The organism is Sporomusa aerivorans (genome assembly GCF_041428895.1).
GTDB lineage: Bacteria > Bacillota > Negativicutes > Sporomusales > Sporomusaceae > Sporomusa > Sporomusa aerivorans.
In genome coordinates, this window is record NZ_CP156926.1 from 4,951,683 (window position 1) to 4,975,496 (window position 23,814).

Consider the following 23,814-nt stretch of genomic DNA (forward strand, 5'->3'; position numbering starts at 1 on the left):
GTACTTGTCATCTATAAGAATTCCAACAAAGATTGTTGCAAAGGCTGACAGTAAGTAAGACGCTGGCGCTTAACCTCCACTAATACTTACCGCCTGCCAGTAAATCCTTATTGAAATCTATTTTCGCAAAGACGCCGGGCTTGCCGGCCTGAGCAGACAATCTTACCTTTGCATTCCCATAAATACTTTTTCCGGGGTAATGGGCAGCCGGGTAATCCGGGCCCCCACTGCATTATAGATAGCGTGCGCAATGGCAGGCGGCGGCGTATTAATGACCACCTCGCCGACCGATTTGGCGCCGAACGGTCCTGTTGGCTCATAGCTGGCTTCAAAAGCCACTTTGATTTTGCCAACATCTTTCCGGGTGGGAATTTTATACTGCATAAAGCTGTTGGTCTGCATTTTGCCGTACTGGTTATAGCGGACATCTTCATAAAGAGCCATGCCAATCCCCTGGGCAATGCCGCCTTCCACCTGAATTTTAGCCAGATTGGCGTTTAAGACAGTGCCGCAGTCCACCACGGCAACATAGTCCATCAGTTCGACAACGCCGGTTTCCGGATCAACCTCGATCTCGGCAAAACCGGCAATAAACGGCGGCGGCGAAACCGCTGAACCGTAGGTGGCCGCACCCGTTAACTGCTGCTTGCCGGCGCCTAACACCAATAACTCGGCCAGCTTGGCCAGCGTCATGGACTTGCTGCCGTCGGTTGTACCAATGACCTGGCCGTCAAATGCAATCTGTTCAGCGGGTACTTCCAGCAAACGGGCGCCTTGACTCAGTATCTTCTGCTTTAAGTCCTCTGCCGCCTGCAGTGTGGCCATACCGGTAACATAAGCGGTGCTGGAAGCGTAGGAACCGGGATCATAAGGTGAAGTGTCGGTATCGGCGGCATTCACAACAATGTCTTCCGGCGCAGTCTGCAGCACTTCGGCAGCGATTTGCACCAGCATGGTATCACTGCCTTGCCCCATATCGGTGGAGCCTGTCAGCAGGGTATACTCGCCGGCCTCGTTAAGCCGGATCTCAACCGAAGCCGTATCAATGCCGGCAATACCGGACCCCTGCATGGTTACCGCCATGCCGATTGACCGCACTTTGCCATTTGGCAACTCACGGCAGGGATATTTCTCGTTCCAGCCGATCAGTTGCTTGCCTTTCTCAATACAGCGATCCAAAGCCGAACTGTTAAGAACTTTCCCTTTATAGGCAAGACAAGTTTCGCCTTCTTTGATGAGATTCTTAAGCCTGAGCTCAGCCGGGTCCATATTAAGCCTGGCCGCGAGTTGGTTCACAGCCGACTCCAGGGCAAAGGTGCCCTGGGTAGCGCCGTAGCCGCGCAGCGCGCCGGCCGGCATTTTGTTAGTATACACGGCATGACCATGATACCGGACCGCTCTTGTTTTATTATAAAGCGGCAGGGTCTTATCCCCGCATACGGAAAAAGTGGTGGGAGCATGTTCGCCGTAAGCGCCGGTATCGGACAGGTTTTCAATGTCCAGGGCGCGGATGAAGCCTTCTTTATCGGCTCCCAGCCTGACTGTAAGCCGCATGGCATGGCGGCTTGTCGTTGTGCTGAAGGTTTCGGTACGGTTAAAAATAAACATCGCCGGCTTGCCTGTTTTTAAAGTTACCAAACCGGTAAATACCTCACCCGAGCCGGTTTGCTTGCCGCCAAAACCGCCGCCAATACGCGGTTTTATCACCCGGACTTTGCTGGCCGGCAATCCCAAGGCCCTCGCTACCTGCCGGCGAACATGAAACGGTATCTGCGTTGAGCTGACGACAACCAGCCTGCCGGTATGGTCAAGGTACGTAAACGCGCGGTAGGTCTCCATCATGGCATGAGCCTGCGCCTGGGTGTAGTAGGTTTCCTCAATGACAATATCACAGTTTTTGAGTTCTTGTTCAACATCGCCTACTGCCAGCGTATGAGACGAACAGATATTACGCTCTTTATCAAGACCGATCGGGAAGTTACATGTCAGATCAGCCTCGGGATGGACAATTGCTGCATTGCCGATTGCCTGTTCAAAATCAAGCACCGGCTCGAAAATTTCATAGTCTACTTTAATCTTCTTAAGAGCGGCATTGGCAGCTCTTTCGTCTACAGCGGCCACAATAGCCACCTCATCGCCGACATACCTGACAAGCGGATCAAGAATTAGCCGGTCATACGGCGACGGCTCGGGGAAAGACTGTCCGGCCAGCGTAAACCTGACCTTGGGGACATCTTTATAGGTTAATATGCACTCTACCCCTTTGACAGCATAAGCTTTGACGGTGTCAATGGCTTTAATGCGGGCAAACGCATGCGGGCTGCGTAAAATCTTAACCACCAGCGCATTAGCCGGCGCCAAATCTTCGGTATAAACCGGTTTACCGGTGCTGATAGCGATAGCATCTGTTTTCGGGAGTCCTTTGCCTACAAATTTCATTATGATATAACCCCCAGGTATTTCTTGACTGCTCTAAGCTGCCCCTGATAGCCGGTACAGCGGCACAGGTTGCCTGTCAGGTAATGAATGATGTCCGCCTCGGTGGGATTTACCAATTCCCGTTTCATAGCAAGGACTGTCATAATAAACCCCGGACTGCAATAGCCGCACTGATCAGCGCCCTCGCCAGCCATAAACCCGGCAAATGCTTCGGCCTCGTTCTGCAGTCCCTCAATGGTGGTAATATGCCGGCCATGAGCCCGAAAAGACAAAGTTGAACAGGAAAGCACCGGCTTGCCGTCAAGCCAGATGGTGCATAACCCGCAGCAGGATGTATCACAGCCGCGTCTTACACTATATAAGCCTTGTTTGCGCAAGGTATCGACAAGAACATCATCAGGCTGTACATCCAGCACAACATGCTTATGGTTTATAATTACTTCTATTTGCATACTGCAACCTCCGTTACCGCCCGTTTGACCAGAACCCTGCACATGGCGCGCCGGTACTCCGCCGAAGCGCGCATATTATCGCCAAAAGGCAATTCTTCGGCCGCCTGCTGCGCCGCCTGCTCGATATCCTCAGGCGCTACTGCGGCGGCCGTCAATAAACCGGCGGCGTGAACGGCCAGCTTAGCCCGGGTCGGCCGGGCTCCCACGGCAATTTGCCATTGGTTGTCATAACAGGAAACGGCTACCGCCAACAGCGGATAATCACTGGCCGAATTGCGCAAGGTGTAGTAAGCAGCCTGGCGTCCGGTAACAGGAATGATGACTTTGGTCAATATATCTTTAGTGCGGGGCGTGTCCAAAAAATCCGCCAGCGACATCCGGCCGCCATGAAACAGTTCAACTTCTGTATCCAGCACTAACAGCGCCGTAATTAAGTCGGAAAAGCCATAACGGGAAAACACTGACGCACCGACAGTGGCGACATTACGAAACTGCACGCCGATGATATTACTGACAGCCTGGGGTAATATGCCGTTGAAATACTTTGCAAGCGCCGGGTGTTTTTCTACATTGCGCAATGTAGCCATGGCACCTATTTCAATGAAAGATTCGGTTTCTTGTATATATTGTAAACCCAGCTTGGATAAATCCACCCCGGTATGGATGGATTGCGACCCCATCCGCAGGTAGGAAGAACCGCCAAGTATGGTATTACTGCGCTTTGCGGTTAATATTTTATAGGCCTCTTGCAGCGTATCCGGTTGCGCGACGTTGAGCAACGTGAACAATTATTACCCTCCTAAGCCGAACGTTCGGTTAATTTTATCTCATATAGTTCGAATTATAGCATATGAAACGGCATTGAGGAAACCTGTTTTTTTTGTAAACAGACGGATTTATGTGAAATTATGTCGAAATAGATCGCTGTTCCCCCGGCAGCGATATTGTCTTAGGCGGAAACACGGGGACAGGGGCGAAACACGGGGACAGGGACAATGTTTTCTTTCTGCTCATCAGAAAACATAATCCCTGTCCCGGTAAAAAACGGCATCACCGCAGATTGGCGACATCATCTCTTTAATTTGTTTTAAATCTCCAAGGCTATTCCTAACCCATCATGCTTGGCAGCAAGCCTTTTCTCAACATAACATACGCAATTGAGCGATCATTATGGAAAACCGGAATCCTCCTTATAGCCAGGTGATTGTTAAAGGCCGCAAATCCATATTGCGTGGAGAAGCCGCCAATATAGCCCGAATGAGTGGCTGCCTGAATAGTATCAGGACGGTAGCTGCCGCAAGGATAGGCGATAAAGTCAACCGGCTTGCCCAGTGTTTGCTCCAAAGTAATTTTGGACTGTTTCAATTCGTTGTTTACCTCTTGGGAAGTCAAGTCGGCAAGCTGCCGGTGTGTAACGGTATGTGAGCCAAAATCCATTCCCGCCGCTGCCATTTCACGGATTTGAGCTGAATTTAGACGGTCCGTGTTCCCCATCATGCCTGTTATGATGTAAAAGCTGGCTTTCATAGCATATTTTTGCAGCAATGGAAAAGCATTTGTATAGTTATCCAAATAGCCGTCATCAAAAGTGATGATAACCGGCTTATCCGGAAGCTGCTCATAATTTCCTGCCAGGCGTTGCTTAACTTGAGCGAGCGTTAATGAATTATAGCCTTCCTGTGACAGACTTGCCAAATCTTCTTCAAACCGTTTGGTGCTGATCGTTAAATCATCCGTCTCTGAACCAACCCGGTGATATAGTAAAACAGGTATACTTTTCAGCAGTTGATCAACAGCCTTATATTCGGGAAGCAAAGACAAACCAAATAGCGCTGCCGTGGCGCCTATACAGCCTGATAAAAATTTGCGTCTGGTAATCATAAAAGCATCTCTCTTCCAAATGATAAGATAGTTCCCAATGGAGCGCGGATTTAGATCATACAAAACTATTTTACTGCAAAATTACTTAACTGTCACTTGGCATTATTTTGGCCGATTGCCCTGCCGTTTATCACTTTTGAATATTTATCCGACGACTAGCCCGCTTCTTAACTCACCCTTCTACAAGCACAAGCAGGAGTTATACCCTACGGGCACAGGCGAGCGACTAGTCCCTGGATAAGGACGACTTAGCTTCAGATGGGGCGCCCCCACCTGAGGCTAAGTCTACTTTATAACAACTGCTGGCAGCTGCCTGTATATAGCAAGTCAGCACCTGTTATATTTCAAATAAAGATTACTTTTCGCTGATTACAATGAGGTCTTTATGTGCTGTTCCCGGGCGTGTTTAGCCAGCGCCAGCTGAATCAATCTGTCAATTAATTCACTGTATGCTATTCCGCTGATTTCCCAAAGCTTAGGGTACATACTGATTTTGGTGAATCCCGGGATTGTATTAATTTCATTGACAAGTATCTGATTGGCTCCGGTCAGGAAAAAGTCTACCCTGGCCATGCCCTCACAGCATAACGTCCGAAAAACATTTACTGCCATCTCCTGGATCTTTTGTTCGGTCTCATCAGATATCTTGGCTGGTATTTCTAAAGCAGCACCATTTTCATCGATATATTTCGCCTCATACGAGTAGAACTCTTGCTGGGCGACTATTTCACCAACCCTGGAAGCAATTGTCGCTTCATTGCCTAACACAGCGCATTCCACCTCGCGGCCCGCGACAAACTCTTCGATGAGAATTTTATTGTCAAACGCAAAGGCTTGTTCAATGGCTGTTTTAAATTGCTGCTCGTCCTTTACCTTGCTAACGCCGACCGAAGATCCTGCATTAGCGGGTTTTACGAATAAGGGCAATCCCAAATGCCGGGAAGCTTCTGCGAAACTCAGACTATCCTGATTCCATTTATGTAAAACCAGAAATTTGGCGATAGGAATGCCGGCATCCCGCAGGAGACGTTTCGTGACATCTTTGTCCATGCCAACAGCGGAACCTAGTACCCCCGCACCGACAAACGGGATATTGGCTAGTTTTAACAAGCCCTGCACGGTGCCGTCTTCACCGTAAGGACCGTGCAACACCGGAAAAACTACATCAACATTACCGCTGGCTCCTGCATTGGAAACGCACAGTAATTTCTCTGTTTCCTTGCCGGGAACCAGCACAACATCCTTGTCTGCCTTGTTGAGCGAAATATACTTAGGATCATTGCTGTTGAGCAGAAATTGCGAGTTGTCGTGCAAGTGCCACTGACCGGTTTTATCTATCCCGATTAACGTAACATCATATTTTTCTTTGTCGATCGCATCTATAATATTTTTAGCTGATTGCAAAGAAACTTCATGCTCTGTTGATTTACCCCCAAATAGAATCCCAACATTAATCTTTTTCAAAATACCATCTCCTGTTAGTCCTTATAACTTATTTTATTTCCTCTTTTTCCAATTATCCCTGCAAAGTTGGGATAAATTCATTTGAATTGAAAAGATTTTCTGTGCACTGTTTAAATTATACCAAAAGCTGCTCCATCGGCAATGATGCGGCAACAGCCAATCGTATGGCAGGGGAATGCAACATTTGCCCTGAAGGAAAACACTGTCCCCGTGTTTTTCACTATTGCATTTTGCGAATACATAAAATGCTGGTACAATAAAAACATGGGCTTTTAATGAGGCAATGTATTATATGTGCAAGAAAAGCTCGCAAGTAATACACATGTTGACGCGCCAATTGCAGTAATAGGATTTGCCAAGGGAGAGAATATCTGTGGACATACGAAATCTGGAATATTTTATCGAAGTTGCTCGTAGAAAAAGCTTTAGCCAGGCTGCGGAAGCAATACACATATCCCAGCCATCCATCAGCAGGGCCATTAAAGAATTGGAGACACAGTTCGGAATAACTTTATTTTATCGTAATACCAAATATGTTGAATTAACCGATGCGGGTGAATTTATTCTGGAACAGGCGCAGCAAGTGGTATCCTCATTTGAAAACATAAGTACCAAGTTGGAAGGTCTCACTAAAATGCAGGCAGGAAAACTTCATATTGGCCTGCCGCCCATTACCGCGGTTACTACTTTCGCCCATTTACTCAGTGCATTCCGAAAAGCCTATCCTAAAATCCGTATTCAATTGTATGAGTTCGGTCCGAAGAAAATTGAAACCTCTATTCAGGACGGCCTGCTGGACATGGGTATATTTACCCCGGATGAAAGTACCGAACTATATGAAAAAATATGGTTCGAGAAAGATCCGCTTAATGTCATCGTGCACCCGGCTCATAGACTGGCAGCGCGCGATATTATTAACTACCAGGATCTCAAGGATGAGGAATTTATAATATACAATAGCGATTATAAATTATATGATATAATCGTAAGCGGCTGCAAACAGGCCGGCTTTACTCCCAAAATTGCTTTGGAAACATCCCAGCGCGAGATGATGACGCAAATGGTGGCAACCAACTATGGCATTGCCCTGTTGCCCAGTAAGATATGTAAAAGCCTTGACACCAAAACCATTGTTTCCAAACCGTTTATTGATCCGAAATTTTGTTTACGGCTGGCATTGGTATGGAAAAAAGACCGTTATCTATCCCACGCCTTCCGTGAATTTTTGACGTTTGTAAAAAAAGAATACGGCGTCGCTGAAGCACTGTAACTATTCTAAAGATCAGACTGATTGTCTGGTCTTTCTTATTTTTCAGTAAGTTTTTTATGCAATATCTGCATACAGCAGATACGTAATAAGTATTTCCTTTAATCCTGTGAAGAGAGTACAATAAAGCTACAACAAGCGCTTGCAACTAAAATAATATATTACCACAAATTAAATTCTTTAAAAGAATGAATTTCAAACAAAAGGAGTATGCCAATATGAGTGCATTAGTCTATACTATAAAAAAGGTCCTGAATTTTAACAGCCAAGATGATTTTACCAGCAGCAAAAACTCCCTGAAAGCAGCACAAACGCAGACCAACGTAGTGAATATAAAAGCAAGATCTACTGATATAACCAGAGAACAGCGGTTTTGGGATATGGCTGTCCCCTCCTAACCGTGACAGTCTTAATAACATCTCGCTTCCAACACCTGACTTCCCGGGTAGAGTTAAGTATACATACCTTAGTGTGAATACTTACTTAGGTCTACCCGGGAATTATTATTTTCAGGATATTTTTCCTACAACCCGTCAGTGTCAGGCGCCACTCCTTACTGCCTAAACCACAAACGAATCGAACCACCTAAAACACTGTCCCTGTCCCCATGTTTTAGGCCCAACATAAAAACCGGCTGTGTTAGCACAGTCCGGTTTTTATATTATCTATACGATTTTCGTTGTCCAGTTTTCCACATTCCAGACATCGGTTACCCAGTCTTCATAGAAGTCAGGTTCGTGGGACACCAGCAGGATGGTGCCTTTATACTCCATAAGCGCACGTTTTAACTCATCCTTGGCGTCGACGTCAAGGTGGTTGGTAGGCTCGTCCAGTACCAGCCAGTTAACGTCCTTGAGCATAAGCTTGCAGAGACGGACTTTAGCGTTCTCACCACCGCTCAGCACCATCATCTGGCTGGTAATGTGCTCGTTAGTCAGACCGCAGCGGGCCAGCGCCGCCCGGACTTCAAAATTGGTTAAGCCGGGATATTCATCCCAGACTTCTTCCATAGCCGTTTTGGTGTTATGGCGGCTGGATTCCTGCTCAAAATAGCCGGGGAACAGATAATCGCCCAGGCTGACCTTACCGTCGACCGGCTGGAGATAACCCAGCAGTGTTTTTAACAGCGTGGATTTACCCAGACCGTTGACGCCCCTGATAGCCACTTTCTGGCCGCGCTCCAGGGTAATATCAACAGGCCTGGTGAGCGGTTCGTCATAACCGAGCACCAGATTCTTGGCCTCCACAATAAACCGGCTGGGTGTGCGGGCTTCGCGGAACTGAAAAGTCGGCTTGGGTTTTTCCCTGGGTTTTTCCAGTATCTCCATCTTGTCCAGGCGTTTCTGGCGGCTGTTGGCCATACCCCGGGTAGCTACCCGGGCCTTGTTGCGGGCGATAAAATCTTCCATCCGCTCCACTTCCTGCTGCTGGCGCTCGTAGGCGCGGTTCTCCTGGCTCTTTTTCACGGCGTACATTTGCTGGAACTGCTCATAATCGCCAGTATAGCGGGTAAGAACGGCATTTTCCACATGGTAAATGACGTTTACCACTTCATTTAAGAACGGAATGTCATGGGAAACCAGAATAAAGCTGTTTTCGTAGTTCTTCAAATACTTCTTGAGCCACTCAATATGTTCAAAGTCAAGATAGTTGGTAGGCTCGTCGAGAATCAGGATGGTAGGGTTCTGCAGCAGCAGCTTGGTCAAAAGTACCTTAGTGCGCTGGCCGCCGCTTAAGTCAGTTACATCGCGGTCCAGGCCAATATCGCCGAGTCCCAGGCCGTTGGCCACTTCCTCGATCTTGGCATCAATCATATAGAAGCTGCCGTGCTCCAGCATGTCCTGCAGTTCACCGACTTCTTCCATCATTTTTTCCACCTGCTCCGGTGTAGCTTCGCCCATTTTGTCATACAAGCCAAGCATTTCGGCTTCCAGATCAAACATGTTTTGAAAGGCTTCCCGGAGCACATCCCGGATGGTCTTGCCTTTCGTTAGCACCGAATGCTGATCAAGATAGCCGACAGTAACCCGGTTGGACCACTCTACCTTACCTTCATCCGGGGTAAGCTGGCCGGTGATAATATTTAAAAAAGTTGATTTTCCTTCGCCATTGGCGCCAATTAAGCCGACATGTTCACCTTTTAGCAGACGGAAGGAGGCATCGGTAAGAATGGTGCGGGCGCCAAAACCATGTGACACCTTGTCAACAGTTAAAACACTCATAGTAAACTCCTACAAAATTAAATTAAGAAATACCCTTCTATTCTAGCGTAAGCCGTTCCTGCTGTCAAAACCCATTTTTATAAAACTCGCTCTATAACGCAATAAAGAATCGCATTTGTCATTGCGAGCGTTAACGAAGCAATCTTCCCCAGTCGTCCTGTTTCTTTTTACGGAGCAATAAGGAAGATTGCTTCGTCATACCTCCTTGCAATGACAGTTTCAGTCTTTTGTGCGTTGTATATAGCAGCAACTAGCTAAAAAACCGTTGTCGCGTTCCTTACAACTGTCAACATTACTGAGGCGCGGGCGGCCGTTATGCATAAGCGGAGGTTAAGCGCCAGCGGCGCAGCGTTGTATGACGGCCGCCCGCACCGGGCCTTGTACCCGGTACCCTTGGTTTTATAAGGCCTCAGCGACACACAAAGCTTATACATTCCAGTAAAGAAAACACGGCTTGCGCCGAGCCTTGGCGGAAGCGGAAGCCGATGTTGCCCTTATCCAGGCGAAAGTTATACTTTCTATCAGGATAAAAAAAGCGAGATGCCGGTTGGTCCGCCCCAGAACGCAGACGATACTCTGCTTTCTGCCGTCGCGGACAACCAGGCAATCTCGCTTTATTAATGATTCTAAACCCTGTTCAAAAAAGCTTTGGTGCGGGCGTGCACCGGTGAACCGAATACATCGGCCGGTGTTCCTTGCTCAACAATTTCACCGGCGTCCATAAAGATGACGCGGTTGGCCACTTCTCTGGCAAACGCCATCTCATGCGTAACAACAATCATGGTCATATGCTCTTCCGCCAGCCGGCGCATGGCCTTTAGCACCTCGCCGGTAAGTTCCGGGTCCAGCGCCGAGGTAGGTTCATCAAACAGCATGATATCCGGATTCATAGCAAGCGCTCTGGCGATAGCCACCCGTTGTTTTTGTCCGCCGGACAGCCGCGAGGGATAAACATCCCGTTTTTCTGCCAGACCTACCTTTAAGAGCAGTTCCTCGGCCTGCGGTACGATGTCTTCACGCTTGACGCCTTTTACGGTTAGCGGCGCCTCGATCAGGTTTTCCAGTACGGTAAGGTGGGGAAAGAGATTAAACTGCTGAAACACCATGCCCATTTTGCGGCAAATCCGGCGGGCTGCCGGTTCCGGAGCATAATGGACTTTGCCGGCGGCATCGGTATCTGCCAGTATTTCACCTTCAATCTCAATGCTGCCCTCGTCAATGGTCTCCAAGCGGTTGAGACAGCGCAGAAAAGTACTTTTACCCGAGCCGGAGGGGCCGATAATGGCAATTACCTCGCCTTTATTCACGGCCAGTGAGATGCCCTTTAAGACTTCCAGATTATTAAACCGTTTATGAATATTGCTTGCACTAATCATGCTCATATCTATACCCCTACTCGTCATAAACCGCATACCGCTGTTCAAGTTTCTGGAATACCCAGGTAAGCACCAGTGTCATCAGGAGGTAAAAAACGGCAGCCACAATAAACGGCGCTGTATCAAAATCCCGTTGGACGATCGCCCGGGTTGTCCTGAGTAAATCGTTCATAGCCAATACATAGATGAGTGATGTATCCTTTACCAGCGTAATGGTTTCATTGCTCACCGGCGGCAGTACCCGCTTGATTACCTGCGGCAGAACAATGCGCCGCATGGTCTGCGCATAGGTCATACCCAGCACTTTGGCGCCTTCATACTGCCCCCGGTCAATCGACTGAATGCCAGCCCGAAAAATCTCGGCAAAATAGGCGGCATAATTAAGCACAAAAGCCAGCAAAGCGGCGGAAAAATCCGGCAGGCGCACGCCGATATAAGGCACAAAAGGCAGGCCATAGTAGATAAATAACAGCTGCAGCATTAAGGGTGTACCCCTGAACAGCCAGATATATACGCCGACCGCACCGCTCAGGGCCTTAAACCGGGAAATGCGGGCCAAGGCTAAAAACAATCCGAGGGGCAAAGAGAGAACAATGGTGGTAAAAAACATTTGCAGTGTTACCCCCGTGCCTTCCAGCATGGGCGGTAAAATACCCAGAATATAATCCATGAATTACTTCCTTATTTTACAATATCATCGCCAAACCATTGCTTGGAAATCTTAGCTGCCGTACCATCCTTTTTCATTTCGTCCATGGCTTTTTGCAGTTTGGCTAACAATTCTTTGTCGTCTTTGCGCAGACCTACACCATATTCCTCCGAGCCGAAGTTTTCGGTGAGTATGCTGTATTCGCCCGGTTTTTTAGCTATATAATAGCGCCCGACGATTTCGTCAACAACAACAGCATCAAGCCGTCCTGTTTTTAAGTCCATCAGTGCGGCCACATTATCGCTGAACTTTTTCAATTCCTTAAAAGACTTCATAGTTGCGGCATCTTTTTCAATGGCTTCAATGCTGCTGCTGCCTTCCTGCGCGCCTACCACCTTGCCGGCCAAATCGGTTTTCTGCTTGATCGGCGAGTTTGCCGCCACAACAATAATCTGCCTGTTCTCCATATAGGCATTGGTAAACAGGATATTTTCTTTGCGTTTCTCGGTAATTGTCAAACCATTCCACAGTACGTCCACACGTTTACCGTTAAGCTCCGCCTCTTTACTGTTCCAGTCGATGGGTTTGAATTCTACTTCCATGCCCAGTCGCTTGCCAGCCTCCTTGGCCATATCCACGTCAAAGCCTACAATATTATTCTTATCATCGCGGAAACCCATCGGAGGAAAATTATCATCAAGGCCGACAACAATTTTCTTCTTTTCCGCCCCGCCGCACCCGGCCACCAGCAGACCGGCGAGAACCAACATCATCAAAAAGGCAATTAACTTTTTCACTTACGACTCCTCCACTCTCCCCAAAATCTATTTCTATTTTACTTTAACGTATTAAAGTTGGGAAGCGATAAAAAGAGCCGTTTTTTGCAAACGGCTTGCTTTATGTACTGCCAATCTTGTATTTACATACTTAATCGCATTATTTTGTTCTTTTTACAGAGACAAATTATAAGGAACGGTCTTGCTACACAGGTGCCGCCGCTTCACAGGGAACGGCTGTCTGACATTTGCCGCAGCCGTAGCGGGGTTTATACCGTTCTAGCGTGCTGTCCAGAAACTTGGCGCAAATATCGTTATTCTTACCATTTTCATCAATGGCCCGGGGCGGACAGCGTTTAATGCAAACACCGCATTTGCTGCAATATTCGTCGTAAGCTTGGTAGCTGCGTTCTGTTGGCTCCATTTCGGCTGATACAATTACACTGCCCAGCCGGCCAGCTGCCCCGGCTTTGGTAATTAGCGACCGGTTCAGACTGAATGTACCCAGGCCGGCAATATAGGCCACATGCCGCTCTGACCAGTTGCTTCTACGGTCAACCACCCGCAAGCGTGTATCAAGCCCCGGCGATACGACCTGGCTGCCTGCCTGCTGGAACCACTCAACCAAAAATTCGCGCAGCGCATTATTAACGGCCTCGCCCTCAATCCGGGCGTACAGCCATTCCACCGCCGGCAAGTCACCCTGCCGGTTGGCTACCCGCACTGTCTTAGAGAATGGCAAAAAGTAAGAAAGCACCGTATGCGCCCCGGCGAGCCATTCCCCTGGCGATAAGTGATGGGGGCCTACAACATCCGCGGATTTTAATGCGGTAAACAGCGCGTCATCAGCTCTTGCCACTCCTACGAGCGGTCTGTCATAGATTCTGTCCAGGCCTATTTCGTTTACCGTATTGAGCGGCGTTCCGGCAATGAATTCCGCCACAGCTTGCTCAACTACCCCAACTTTCATGATTTTCCCCCCAGTGTTTTAGTATGTCACTTCAGAACGGTTAAACTATCCTTCTAACTGATGCTTATCCTCATTCCTGGTAGTGTTGCGCCAAGGTAATTCCTGTTGTTATTCTTTATTTACATTTAAATTCCTTTATTAAATTACAAAGGAAACCACAGGTTGCGCCAGTTGAACCCAGGATTGCCCTGCCATCATATAAAACACGGTCCCTGTCCCCGTGTTTCATGTAAAAAGGCCGTACCGGGCTGGTTTGCTCCCGGTACGGCCGCTGTTTTTATTTATTTTGCCGGTTCGATGGTAATTTTCTTAATAACTACGTCTTCTACCGGTTTATCCTGCGCGCCTGTTTTTACTTTGCCGATGGCGTGGACGACATCCATGCCTTCAACTACTTTGCCGAAGACGGCATGCTTGTTGTCCAGCCACGGTGTGGCCTTAAGGGTTATGAAAAATTGTGAGCCACCGGTATTAGGGCCGGCGTTAGCCATGGAAATAACCCCTTCGGTATGTTTGAGATCACGGTGAAATTCGTCAGGTATGGTATAGCCGGGCCCGCCGGTGCCATTGCCTTTGGGGTCGCCGCCCTGGATCATGAAGTCATCGATAACCCGGTGGAAGATCAGACCGTTATAGAACCCTTTATTGACCAGGGTGATAAAGTTCTTGGCAGTCTGGGGCGCTTTGTCCTCAAACAGTTCCACCCGGAAGTTGCCTTTGGAGGTTTCAAAAAGAGCCACGCTGTTTTTTGCCGTTGTTTGCGCTTGTTGTTTTTGTTCTGTTTGCTGCTGGGGCTGCTCGGCCTGCGGACTTGACTGCCCAGTGCTATTGCCGGCGCAACCGGCAGTAAGCATGATTAAGAGAGTGGCCATTACAGCCAAAGCGGTAAACACTTTTTTCATCATTTCTCACTCCGTTCCCTTAGTATCCAGCTACTAGTATAGCATATTAAAGCAAGCTATATATAGCTTCCAATAAAGATTTACAAATAGGATATCAGTAATATAGTCTATCGGGAAAACTTAGATCGCCTTCACAGTGTGCAGCATTTTCCCAAACTTTATCCGCCACCAGGAAACAGCCCGGGCGGCATCAATCTCCTGACGTATTTTTTCCTGGCTGGGCGGCAATTGTCCCTGTCTGAACAGGAAGCCTTCGCCGCCTTCGGTATCGGCCTTGCCGATATAGCCGGGCGTAATCCAGAAACCGTAGTTCATGCCAAAGTCGTTACCCCGGGTCAGACTGCGCCCCACCGAATAGTATTCAAACCCTGTCGGGGCAACCAATTCCAATAGTGTGGGCGCTACATTAATGTGGCTGCCGGCTGCGCTCTCAGGCAAAGACTCTTTGGTGATGCCTTTGCCGTATACCACAAACGGAATGGCATAACGTTCATACATGGGCGGGCTGGGTTCAATATTCACTCTGTCGGCATGATCGCCGACAATGATGAACAAACTGTCAGGATACTGGCGGCGGGCGTCCTTAATGAACTGAGAGAGCATCTTATCGGCATACCAAAAGTGCCCCAGTTTTTTGATCAATTCCTGATCCTGTCGCATCTTTTCGGATAGTCCGGCGGCAACCACGGCAGGATCAAAGCCTTCTTTGGCCAGATCAACGGTATACGGGGAATGGTTGGACACCGACAGCACAACATGGAAGCCCGGCTTATCGTCTTTTACACGCCCCAACACGGCTTTATAAAGATAATAGTCGTCACAACCCCAGACATTGCCGCCTGCCCCGTCGTAGTCGCCCATGCCATGAAACTCGTCAAATCCCTGCGCTAAGGTAAAGTCCCTGACTTTCTCCCAGGATGCCGGGCCGGCGTACCAGAAATCGGCCGTATAACCCAGTCGCTTCATCTGAGGCGCCAGAGCCGTAGCATAAGGCTCTTTATAGGACTCAGGCAAGTAATTGAGATACAGATTAGCTTCGGCCAAACCAGTGAGTACCCCCATGACACCGGAAATGGTACTCATGCCGTTCGGAAGAAAGCTGGCAACATAAGCGGCATTCTCCTGGGCGATAATTTCTTTTAGACCGTTGGCTATATTGAGGTCTTTATAGGCAGGCAGCAGCGGCCAGTTAGCGTAGCTTTCAGCAATGATGAGAAATACCTGCCGCGGCGGCGCCTCGGCCCCGGCAACCACCTTTTTACGCAAGTAATCATCCAGGTTATTGGAGTTTACCTGGCTGCCTGCAAGATAACGGCCATAATCGGCCAGCCTGTCCGGGTCCATGTTCAGACCGGTTGAGGCAATAACCCGTTCATGCAATTCATAGGCCCGGTATAAGGCCTGTACATCATCTAAAATGGCCTCATTTAAGAGTTGATCCTTGGTTATGCCTGAATTTTCCCAGTCGATGTTATAGGCGTAGGTCATGGTTCCGCCAAACCGGATAAAGATTGCCAGGTGGTACAGGACAATCAGCAGCATAACACGTAAGGCAGCGTTTTGATACCATTTGGCATAACGGGGAAAGGCAAAAGGTCTGATAGTCAGCCAGCGTTTCAGCAGCTTACAGAGAACCAGCGCCGTAGCGGCGGCCAAAAGAATTCGGGCCGGTAGATTGTACTGGTCTGTCACGGTATGAACAATGGCGGTAACATCATCGTTCAAGGTATTAAACAGCAGTTGATTGAATGCCATGTGAAACTCCTGATAATAAGGAATTCGCGCATGGAACAAAAAGCTTAATATAATAACATAAACTACTCCCCAATAATAGCGAAGCTGACTCACCTTTCGCCAGGCCAGGAACATCCTAAGGCCTGTACAACAGACAAGCGGCAATAATACCAGTAGGCCGGCGCTTTTCAAACTGATTCGTAAACCGTAATAAAGGGCTGAGGCAATATCAGCCATTGTTACGGCTTCACCCAGATATGAATGCATCACGGCGATAAATCCCATGCGAAACAGGCAGAAAACCAGCAGGATAAACACAAATAATTTGCAGTCCTGCTGAAACTCTCCCCAAAGCTCATCCCAATCAGCCAGTTTAATCATAGCTTCTCTTCCCCCGCTCAATATAAAAAACTCCGCTACCCGGCGCCATCTCACACATTGCAGCCTTGTACCAAAAGCCACCGTAGCGTTGCTTATAAGTCAAAACTCCGTAGTTTTCTATTTTTTTTGCTAAAATCCTGCCGTTGCTGATAAAAAATTTAATGTAAAAAATAAAAACGGCTCGACAATTGTCGAACCGTTTTACATCTTTTCATATTGTTATTGCCTATCCTGTCACATTTCGCTAAAGCGGTAATATTCCTGCAAGCCAGTGCAATGACCAGTTTCTGCTGCCGCACGGGGAGAGTTTCAATGAATGGCTTTCTTTTTAAACGAACCGCCCATAACATCATGCACGTCGTTAATCGTAACAAATGCGCTTTCATCAATATCCATAACTATAGACTTGAACTTAGAAATTTCCAGGCGGGTGATTACTGCGTACAGGATACTCTTTTCCTCGCCGCTGTAGCCACCTTTCCCCTGCAGGAAAGTTACCCCCCGCCCCAGACGGGCCATAAGCGCACTAGCGATATCGTCCGCCTGGTCGGACACTACAAAGACTGCTTTTGACTCATCCAACCCTTCGATTGTGATATCAATTATTTTTGAAGCAATAAAGTAAGCAACCAGTGAGTACATGGCCCGGTCCCAGCCAAAAACGAGGCCGGCGGCAGACAAGATGAACAGGTTGATTACCAGTACAATTTCACCTACTGAAAAGCTGGTTTGCCGGTCCATCAGGATGGCGATAATTTCCGATCCGTCCAATGAACCACCGTAACGGACAATGAGGCCTACCCCGACTCCCAGGATAATCCCCCCAAATACCGATGCCAAAAACAAATCGTTGGTCAGCCCAGGGATAGGCAGAAAAATATTGCTCCAATAGGACAGCGATATGATGGCAAAGATGGTTGACAGGGTAAATGTCTTGCCGATTTGTTTATACCCCAGATATATAAAGGGAATATTGATAACAATTAGAAACAAGCCCAGCGGCAGCCCTGTCAGGTGACTGGCCATAATAGCCAGGCCGACCACACCGCCGTCGATAACGTTATTAGGCACTAGGAAGATTTCCAATCCTGCCGCATAAATTATCGAACCAATAAACAAAATTATATACCGCTTTATTTGGGTAAGTGTCTTATTCTTTTTCGGCATGCAAAAACCCCTTTTCCGATAGTCTCTATCTCCTATTATGTTTATCCAAGGCCATTTTTAAAACAGCGTAGACCAGCACCGCTCCTGACAGTCCTGATCAATAGCGCAAATCCCGTTCGCCTGTTCTTTAAAATAAAGAAAACACGGCTTGCGCCGAGCCTTTGGCGAAAGTGGAAGCCGATGTTGCCCTTATCCAGCGAAAGTTATACTCTCTATCAGGATAAAAAAACGCTGACGCGGTCCTTACAGCCATCAACGGTACTGAGGCGCCGTCACCGGGCATTGACCTTGGCACTCCTTGTTTTATAAGGGCTTGCCGCCTTGCAAACTTATAATTTTAATACATTAAAAAAGGACTGTGCACAAACACAGTCCTTGGGAAGTTCCATTATAAGGCCGACTTAGCATCAGGTGGTGCTTTACCCCATCTGTTGCTAAGTCGTCGAATCAACCGGGTTCGTCAGAACCGTCATTCATTAGCGACAACATATCCAGCAGCTTGAATACCAGGCTGACAAAAATTGATACGACAGTGGCTAAAGCCATACCCTTCATATCCACTGTGCCAATGCTGATATGAGCGCCACTGATACCAACAATGAGCACAATAGACGTCAGGATCAGATTCCTGGCTTTGCTGTAATCTACTTTGGATTCCAGCAGCATGCGGATACCTGATGCGGCGATAACGCCGAACAATAACAGAGAAATACCGCCCATGACCGGCGTGGGGATGCTTTGAATGGCCGCTGCCAGTTTGCCCACGAAGGATAAAACGATGGCGATAACAGCGGCGCCGCCGATAACCCAGACACTGTAGACTTTGGTAATGGCCATAACGCCAATATTTTCACCATAGGTTGTATTGGGAGTAGAACCGAAGAAGCCGGACAGCATGGTAGACAAACCGTTGCCTAAGAGCGAGCGGTGCAGTCCCGGGTCTTTGATCAGATCACGCCCGACAATATTACCGGTTACCAGCAAGTGTCCCACATGCTCGGCAATAACTACCAGCGCGGCCGGAGCAATAATAGCAATGGCGTTCATTTCAAAGCGCGGTGTGTAAAAAGCAGGCGCTTCAAACCAGGCCGCCCCGGCTATGCCGGCCGTATCAACCAGTCCCATAAAAAAGGCCAGCAGGTAACCGGCAAGTACCCCTACCAGAATAGGAATGATCGATAAAAATCCGCGGAAAACTACAGAGCCAAGAATTGTCACGGCCAAGGTGAACAGTGAAACCGTGATGACCTTGGGATCCAGTGTTTTGGCAGTCAGACCGGCCATTTCAGCTGCAACCGGCGCCAGCTCCAGGCCGATTACGGCCACAATGGCCCCCATAGCCGCCGGTGGAAAAATCACATCAATCCATTTCATGCCAAGGGCACCGATGGACAAGGCCACCAGGCTGAAGATCAGCCCGGCCACTATAAAACCGCCCAGCGCCGCTTCGTAGCCGTATTGCGGCAAGACAACAAACACCGGTGACAGGAAGGCGAAGCTCGAACCAAGATACCCCGGAATCCTGCCCTTACAGATAAAAATATAAAGCAGTGTGCCAATCCCATTAAACAAGAGGATTGTCGCCGGATTTACTTTAAAAAGAATAGGCACCAGAACTGTAGCACCAAACATGGCAAACAAATGCTGGAGACTAAGAGGAATTGTTTCCAGCAGGGATGGGCGTTCATCGACATCAATCATTCTTCCGGACATTTTTCCACCATCTTTCTCGCTTTTTTCATATCTTTATGTATTATAACAAATCAGCGAATCTTTTTACCAATTTACTTACGGTAAATGCTTGTCCAATTTTTATGCCACGGGCTTTTCTCGCATAATCTGTTCATGGATCCTCAGAATCTTCTGTCCGTAGGTTTTACCCGGTATAGCCCATTTGCCGTTGAGTTCTGTCCAGGTTCTGGCGCTGCCGAAGTACTTGCTTGTTTTTAATAAACTATAGCGGGGATCAACAATGGCTTGCTTCGGGGCAGCGGCGGAAGCATATCCCAGCAGGTGCTGGATTTGTGCGCGCACTCCGATTTGGGCCGAACTGAACCACACGCCGCGTGCACCATTGCCCACTGTTCCCAAGCCGCTAAAATTATTCTGCAGTGGTATTACATCGCCGCCATAGCGAAAATAACCTGTTTCGTGCAACGCCTGGGCAAAGGCAACGTCCGGCCGGACACCCTCCGTCATAGCTTCCTCATAATAGTAATTAACTAATTCCTCGGCTGGTACGGTAAGCGCCGGCAAGGGATTTCTACCAAGCAAGTGCTGCAGGCACTGCTCTTTGGTTGCCAGCGGTGGACCCATAATGGATAAGTCCAATACCGTGTCAGTTCTAAGATCATCCCCGATTACCTGCGGACCGGCAAACACCCCTGGCATAGCAACAAGCAGCCAGACAATAGCTAATATAATAATGCGCATTTCTCTTTCCTCCACTGACCATTTAGCCGGTATCCTCCCTCTTAAGCTTGTATCTTTTGGCAATTCGACATTTGCCGCCGGCCAATGAGAGCTAGCAAAATTTCTCCTTAGCTTTCAGAATTCCCGTTTGTTGTGGCTTGGATCGCCGCAGTCAAATCGTTTAAAAATCTGCCGGCAAACGCCACTTCTTCCCGGCTGTAGGTACGAAAATAAGTTTTAAACACTTCTTCGGCCTGCTTGTGCAAAGTTTCGTGAAGCTTAAAGACCTTTTTGCCAAGCGGTTTTAAGCGATAGTACGTTTCTTTTTGATTATTTGCCAGGCGATGAACCTCTAGCATATTCTTCTTCACCAATTTAGCTGTTATCTTGGAAATTCCGCCTTTGGTTATATTTAATTTTTGGGCAATAGCAGTGGTATTGAGCGTTTCGTTCCGCTCAATACAGTCAATTACATGACATTCCGCCAAAGTAATACTTACATTGCGCAGTTCCTCATACCCTTGTACCAATAAAACAGTCTCTAGTTTTTGCCGTTTATGATCTTCCAGATTGTTAAACTCATACACTAAACCTTCAATTTTGCCGATTAAACTCTGAACTTCCTGTTCTTTACTTTGCATGCTATCAACCTAACTTTTCGTAAATGATTATTTCAGAAGCAATATCATTATACAGTATAAAATTGCCTAAAGCCAACCATTAATAGTTTACACGGAAACAATATTCTGTTATACTAAAATTGTTTCCCAGGAAACAATATGTTTATCCTGTGACTAACCCGCTCTAAGACTCCCCTTCTGTAAGTGGGAGTAAGAGCGGATAAGTCCCGGGATAAGGGCAACTTAGCTTCAGATGGGGCTAAAACCCCACCTGAAGCTAAGTTTACTTTATAATTAAGGAGAAATGTATAATGAAAATTGATTTATCAGTTGTCGTTACCGATGAAATTCTAAACTTAGTGTTGAAGCAGACTACCTCCGGCCAGATTCCCCCTGTTGTTAAATTTGGCCATATCGGCACTCACTTTGATGTTATGGACAAAAAATTCCCGTTGGAAAATACCGAAAGAAGAGGAATCCTTTTTAATCTCAGCCATGTAAAAGGAAGAGATATTGAGGCAGCCGATATCAATATAGACGAAGTCACTGAATACGATTTTGTTATATTTCACACTGGGTATCTAAAAGAAAAAAAATACGGAACTCCTGAATATTGCCAAAGTCATCCCGAATTATCAGATGCGCTAATAACCGAACTTGTAAATAAAAAGGTGAGCATGATCGGTATTGACTTCGCCGGCATCCGTAAGCCGGCCGAACATCACCGGGCTGACCAGTATTGCGCCGATAACGGAGTTTTTGTTATTGAAAATCTTGCTAACCTCGAGAAATTGCTGGCAGCGGCTAACGGCCAGCCTTTCGTTGTGCACACTTATCCGGTCAACTATGAAGGACTTACAGGCCTGCCCTGCCGGGTTGTTGCCGAATTATAGGCTACGAGTTTGGCAGGCACCACCCGCCTGCATCGGCGGATTCTCTACTTCATAATGAATATAAAAGTCGACTTAGCTTCAGGTGGGGTTTTAACCTCACCTGAAGCTAAGTCGACGGCTAAACTATTTAGCCACCATAACCGGACAGGCGGCATGGTGCAGGACATAGTTACTGACACTGCCTAAGAAAAACTCTTTGATGGTGCCTAAGCCCCTGCTGCCCATTACAATCAGGTCATAGGCATTCTCACGGCAAAATGCCACAATCACTTCAGAGGGTACACCCATTTCCAGAAAGCCTTGGGCCGTTACCGCTGGCGGAACTTGCTGCAAGGCTTTATCGATAATCAAACGCCCTGATTCCTGGAGATCTTCCACAACCCGTTCAGGAATATACCCGCCGGTATTGATTTGCCCCATTGGCGACATAGCCAGGGAAAGGTTGACCACATGCAAAACGCCGATCTTTGCCTGGCAATGTTCCGCCAGATAGCTCGCATAGTGCATGGCCCGCTGTGAGTTGGCCGAACCATCGACCGGAACCAGAATATGTTGAAATGAGTACATTTCCATTCCTCCCTGTTAGTTACTTTCCCGGACTACCGGGTCCGGAGCAGCCGTTTTCCGCCTTATCAATAAAGCCAGCAAGCCGCCGGCAAAACACACAATCGCCACCGTAAAAAACACATCCTGAAATGATAATATGGCCGCCTGGCGGGCAACCATCTGGCCAAGCAGGGCTTTAAGCATTACATACTGCTGTGGTAAGAGACCCTGTCCGGTCAGCCAGCCATGAGTGGCTGTCAGCAGCATGGAGCTGTCCATGCCCTGGTTACCCCATAGTTCCTGCAACAGACGGTATATGTCCGGCGACGAATGGGTTGCCGGATTCAGATATTCCTTGAGCACTGCAGTATGATATATTTCCCGCCGCGTCAGCAATGTCTCGGCGAGAACTACGCCCATGCTGCCGCCAATGATTTTGGCCAGGTTAAAAATTCCTGAGCCGACACCGATTTTATCTTTCGGAAGTGATGAGACGGCGCAATTTGTCAGCGGCGACATGGTAAGCCCCAGGCCCATCCCGAATAAGGAAAGACGTACAAAGAAATCACGACTCGAATATTCAGCACTGATAGTGTCCAGGGAATATAAAGCGCCGGCAATCATCATAATACCGGTAAACGCCGGCAGGCGCGAGCCGAAGCGGTCGGCCAGACGGCCGCCAAGCGGTGAAAATACGACCATGGCCGCAGTCAGCGGCAGCAGCATTAAACCTGAGGTCGTAGAGCTATAACCAAGAATTGATTTGAGAAAAAACGGCAACAGGAAATTTCCGCCGTAAAATGCAACAAAGGATATGAAACCGATCAAATTGGCAACTGTGAAGGTGGGATTGGCAAACAAACGCATGTCAATCATGGGTTTTTCCACTTTGAATTCTACTGCCATGAACAATACAAAAGCGGCAAATGCCAGGTAAAACAACGAAAGAATATAAAGAGAATCCCAGCCTTCTTTTTGCCCCTGATTCAGCGCTACCAAGAGCGAGCTAATGCTGGCAATCAGCAGGGCGGCTCCCAGGAAATCGACGGTGGCAGCCGAATTGCGGCTGGATTTGGGAATAACGGCCAAGGCAAAAATAATGCTTAAAATACAGAATGGCCCGACAGAAAAGAAAATCCAGCGCCAGTCAAAACTCTCTATGATATAACCCCCGACTGTCGGCCCCATCGCACTGCCGGCCGCCGCCATCGCGCTCCACACGCCCAGGGCCTGGCCGCGCTCGTTGGCGGCAAAGGTTTCCGCAACAATTGTCATGGCATTCGGCAACAACATACCGGCGCCAATCCCCTGCAAAATCCGAAAAACAATCATGGCCGTAGAATTTGTGGCAATTCCGCAGAGCAGGGAAGACACGGTAAACAGAATTAATCCCAGCACATATACATTTTTGGCGCCAAACTGATCGCCCAGTTTGCCTGTCAAAGGCAAGGTCGAGCCATATGGCAGCATATACCCTAAAGAAACCCAGACAATCGAATCCATATTAAAGTTCAATGCCGCCATAATATTGGGAAGAGCTATATTAACACAGCTGCTGACATAGGCGCTCAGCACGGTTCCCAGGCAAACAGCGCAGAGAATGGCATATTTCTTAAACATAATAAAAACCTTTCACAACGGGAATATCAGTTTTTAGCCGCCA

21 protein-coding genes are annotated in these 23,814 nt (G+C 47.9%); 3 read left to right on the forward strand and 18 right to left on the reverse strand.

Annotated features, from left to right (window positions below; translation table 11 throughout):
* Positions 1–162: 162 nt before the first annotated feature.
* The 5 genes from SATMO3_RS23875 to ddlA form a co-directional block, all read right to left on the reverse strand.
* Positions 163–2,439 carry a xanthine dehydrogenase family protein molybdopterin-binding subunit gene (locus SATMO3_RS23875; RefSeq protein WP_371372358.1) on the reverse strand — a complete coding sequence of 759 codons (2,277 nt, stop codon included), beginning with the start codon at positions 2,437–2,439 and terminating at the stop codon, positions 163–165.
* Positions 2,439–2,891 (reverse strand): (2Fe-2S)-binding protein, encoded by a 453-nt coding sequence (locus SATMO3_RS23880; protein ID WP_371372360.1) that lies wholly within the window; start codon positions 2,889–2,891, stop codon positions 2,439–2,441. Before SATMO3_RS23880 ends, SATMO3_RS23875 begins: the two co-directional genes overlap by 1 nt.
* Positions 2,882–3,679: a xanthine dehydrogenase family protein subunit M gene (locus tag SATMO3_RS23885; RefSeq protein ID WP_371372362.1), complete on the reverse strand. Its 798-nt coding sequence runs from the start codon at positions 3,677–3,679 to the stop codon at positions 2,882–2,884. Before SATMO3_RS23885 ends, SATMO3_RS23880 begins: the two co-directional genes overlap by 10 nt.
* Before the next feature lie 319 nt (positions 3,680–3,998).
* Entirely contained in the window at positions 3,999–4,772 is a 774-nt protein-coding gene (locus tag SATMO3_RS23890) for a polysaccharide deacetylase family protein (RefSeq protein WP_371372364.1), read from the reverse strand.
* Positions 4,773–5,141: 369 nt separating this feature from the next.
* Positions 5,142–6,236: a D-alanine--D-alanine ligase gene (ddlA, locus tag SATMO3_RS23895; RefSeq protein ID WP_371372366.1), complete on the reverse strand. Its 1,095-nt coding sequence runs from the start codon at positions 6,234–6,236 to the stop codon at positions 5,142–5,144.
* Positions 6,237–6,609: 373 nt separating this feature from the next.
* On the opposite strand from ddlA, the gene SATMO3_RS23900 reads away from it, so the two are divergent.
* Positions 6,610–7,506, forward strand: coding sequence for a LysR family transcriptional regulator (locus tag SATMO3_RS23900; RefSeq protein WP_371372368.1), 897 nt, complete (start codon positions 6,610–6,612; stop codon positions 7,504–7,506).
* Positions 7,507–7,721: 215 nt separating this feature from the next.
* Complete coding sequence (locus tag SATMO3_RS23905; protein WP_371372370.1) at positions 7,722–7,901, forward strand: hypothetical protein; 180 nt, start codon at positions 7,722–7,724, stop codon at positions 7,899–7,901.
* A 267-nt stretch (positions 7,902–8,168) separates the two neighbouring features.
* Here the strand turns inward: SATMO3_RS23905 and SATMO3_RS23910 are convergent, their stop codons facing one another.
* The 11 genes from SATMO3_RS23910 to SATMO3_RS23960 all read right to left on the reverse strand — a co-directional run bounded on the left by SATMO3_RS23910 (position 8,169) and on the right by SATMO3_RS23960 (position 20,733).
* Positions 8,169–9,725 carry an ABC-F family ATP-binding cassette domain-containing protein gene (locus SATMO3_RS23910; protein ID WP_371372372.1) on the reverse strand — a complete coding sequence of 519 codons (1,557 nt, stop codon included), beginning with the start codon at positions 9,723–9,725 and terminating at the stop codon, positions 8,169–8,171.
* 626 nt (positions 9,726–10,351) lie between these two features.
* Positions 10,352–11,101: an amino acid ABC transporter ATP-binding protein gene (locus SATMO3_RS23915; RefSeq protein WP_371381784.1), complete on the reverse strand. Its 750-nt coding sequence runs from the start codon at positions 11,099–11,101 to the stop codon at positions 10,352–10,354.
* A 16-nt stretch (positions 11,102–11,117) separates the two neighbouring features.
* Positions 11,118–11,771, reverse strand: coding sequence for an amino acid ABC transporter permease (locus SATMO3_RS23920; RefSeq protein ID WP_371372374.1), 654 nt, complete (start codon positions 11,769–11,771; stop codon positions 11,118–11,120).
* Between the two features lie 11 nt (positions 11,772–11,782).
* On the reverse strand, positions 11,783–12,547 hold the full coding sequence (locus SATMO3_RS23925) for an amino acid ABC transporter substrate-binding protein (protein WP_371372376.1): 765 nt from the start codon (positions 12,545–12,547) through the stop codon (positions 11,783–11,785).
* Between the two features lie 184 nt (positions 12,548–12,731).
* Positions 12,732–13,496, reverse strand: a complete 765-nt coding sequence (locus SATMO3_RS23930) for an epoxyqueuosine reductase (protein WP_371372378.1) — start codon at positions 13,494–13,496, stop codon at positions 12,732–12,734.
* A gap of 281 nt (positions 13,497–13,777) precedes the next feature.
* Positions 13,778–14,401, reverse strand: coding sequence for a peptidylprolyl isomerase (locus SATMO3_RS23935; protein ID WP_371372380.1), 624 nt, complete (start codon positions 14,399–14,401; stop codon positions 13,778–13,780).
* Between the two features lie 117 nt (positions 14,402–14,518).
* Positions 14,519–16,513, reverse strand: coding sequence for an LTA synthase family protein (locus tag SATMO3_RS23940; RefSeq protein WP_371372382.1), 1,995 nt, complete (start codon positions 16,511–16,513; stop codon positions 14,519–14,521).
* Positions 16,514–16,822: 309 nt separating this feature from the next.
* Entirely contained in the window at positions 16,823–17,680 is an 858-nt protein-coding gene (locus SATMO3_RS23945; protein WP_371372384.1) for a YitT family protein, read from the reverse strand.
* 447 nt (positions 17,681–18,127) lie between these two features.
* Positions 18,128–19,393, reverse strand: coding sequence for a uracil permease (uraA, locus tag SATMO3_RS23950; protein ID WP_371372386.1), 1,266 nt, complete (start codon positions 19,391–19,393; stop codon positions 18,128–18,130).
* Between the two features lie 99 nt (positions 19,394–19,492).
* Complete coding sequence (locus SATMO3_RS23955; protein ID WP_371372388.1) at positions 19,493–20,113, reverse strand: glucosaminidase domain-containing protein; 621 nt, start codon at positions 20,111–20,113, stop codon at positions 19,493–19,495.
* A gap of 107 nt (positions 20,114–20,220) precedes the next feature.
* Entirely contained in the window at positions 20,221–20,733 is a 513-nt protein-coding gene (locus SATMO3_RS23960; RefSeq protein WP_371372390.1) for a MarR family transcriptional regulator, read from the reverse strand.
* Between the two features lie 290 nt (positions 20,734–21,023).
* On the opposite strand from SATMO3_RS23960, the gene SATMO3_RS23965 reads away from it, so the two are divergent.
* Complete coding sequence (locus tag SATMO3_RS23965; protein ID WP_371372392.1) at positions 21,024–21,605, forward strand: cyclase family protein; 582 nt, start codon at positions 21,024–21,026, stop codon at positions 21,603–21,605.
* Positions 21,606–21,728: 123 nt separating this feature from the next.
* Here the strand turns inward: SATMO3_RS23965 and SATMO3_RS23970 are convergent, their stop codons facing one another.
* Positions 21,729–22,172, reverse strand: a complete 444-nt coding sequence (locus SATMO3_RS23970; protein ID WP_371372394.1) for a universal stress protein — start codon at positions 22,170–22,172, stop codon at positions 21,729–21,731.
* A gap of 15 nt (positions 22,173–22,187) precedes the next feature.
* A complete protein-coding gene (locus SATMO3_RS23975; protein WP_371372396.1) occupies positions 22,188–23,771 on the reverse strand; it encodes a DHA2 family efflux MFS transporter permease subunit in 1,584 nt (527 codons plus the stop codon).
* Positions 23,772–23,814 lie beyond the last annotated feature (43 nt).

What these genes read in the sequence shown, in the direction of transcription:
- SATMO3_RS23875 (WP_371372358.1), bottom strand. Translation starts at nt 2,439, where the DNA reads ATGAAATTTGTAGGCAAAGGACTCCCGAAAACAGATGCTATCGCTATC.
- SATMO3_RS23880 (WP_371372360.1), bottom strand. Translation starts at nt 2,891, where the DNA reads ATGCAAATAGAAGTAATTATAAACCATAAGCATGTTGTGCTGGATGTA.
- SATMO3_RS23890 (WP_371372364.1), bottom strand. Translation starts at nt 4,772, where the DNA reads ATGATTACCAGACGCAAATTTTTATCAGGCTGTATAGGCGCCACGGCA.
- SATMO3_RS23905 (WP_371372370.1), top strand. Translation starts at nt 7,722, where the DNA reads ATGAGTGCATTAGTCTATACTATAAAAAAGGTCCTGAATTTTAACAGC.
- SATMO3_RS23910 (WP_371372372.1), bottom strand. Translation starts at nt 9,725, where the DNA reads ATGAGTGTTTTAACTGTTGACAAGGTGTCACATGGTTTTGGCGCCCGC.
- SATMO3_RS23915 (WP_371381784.1), bottom strand. Translation starts at nt 11,101, where the DNA reads ATGATTAGTGCAAGCAATATTCATAAACGGTTTAATAATCTGGAAGTC.
- SATMO3_RS23920 (WP_371372374.1), bottom strand. Translation starts at nt 11,771, where the DNA reads ATGGATTATATTCTGGGTATTTTACCGCCCATGCTGGAAGGCACGGGG.
- SATMO3_RS23930 (WP_371372378.1), bottom strand. Translation starts at nt 13,496, where the DNA reads ATGAAAGTTGGGGTAGTTGAGCAAGCTGTGGCGGAATTCATTGCCGGA.
- SATMO3_RS23935 (WP_371372380.1), bottom strand. Translation starts at nt 14,401, where the DNA reads ATGATGAAAAAAGTGTTTACCGCTTTGGCTGTAATGGCCACTCTCTTA.
- SATMO3_RS23940 (WP_371372382.1), bottom strand. Translation starts at nt 16,513, where the DNA reads ATGATTAAACTGGCTGATTGGGATGAGCTTTGGGGAGAGTTTCAGCAG.
- SATMO3_RS23945 (WP_371372384.1), bottom strand. Translation starts at nt 17,680, where the DNA reads ATGCCGAAAAAGAATAAGACACTTACCCAAATAAAGCGGTATATAATT.
- uraA (WP_371372386.1), bottom strand. Translation starts at nt 19,393, where the DNA reads ATGTCCGGAAGAATGATTGATGTCGATGAACGCCCATCCCTGCTGGAA.
- SATMO3_RS23955 (WP_371372388.1), bottom strand. Translation starts at nt 20,113, where the DNA reads ATGCGCATTATTATATTAGCTATTGTCTGGCTGCTTGTTGCTATGCCA.
- SATMO3_RS23960 (WP_371372390.1), bottom strand. Translation starts at nt 20,733, where the DNA reads ATGCAAAGTAAAGAACAGGAAGTTCAGAGTTTAATCGGCAAAATTGAA.
- SATMO3_RS23965 (WP_371372392.1), top strand. Translation starts at nt 21,024, where the DNA reads ATGAAAATTGATTTATCAGTTGTCGTTACCGATGAAATTCTAAACTTA.
- SATMO3_RS23970 (WP_371372394.1), bottom strand. Translation starts at nt 22,172, where the DNA reads ATGTACTCATTTCAACATATTCTGGTTCCGGTCGATGGTTCGGCCAAC.
- SATMO3_RS23975 (WP_371372396.1), bottom strand. Translation starts at nt 23,771, where the DNA reads ATGTTTAAGAAATATGCCATTCTCTGCGCTGTTTGCCTGGGAACCGTG.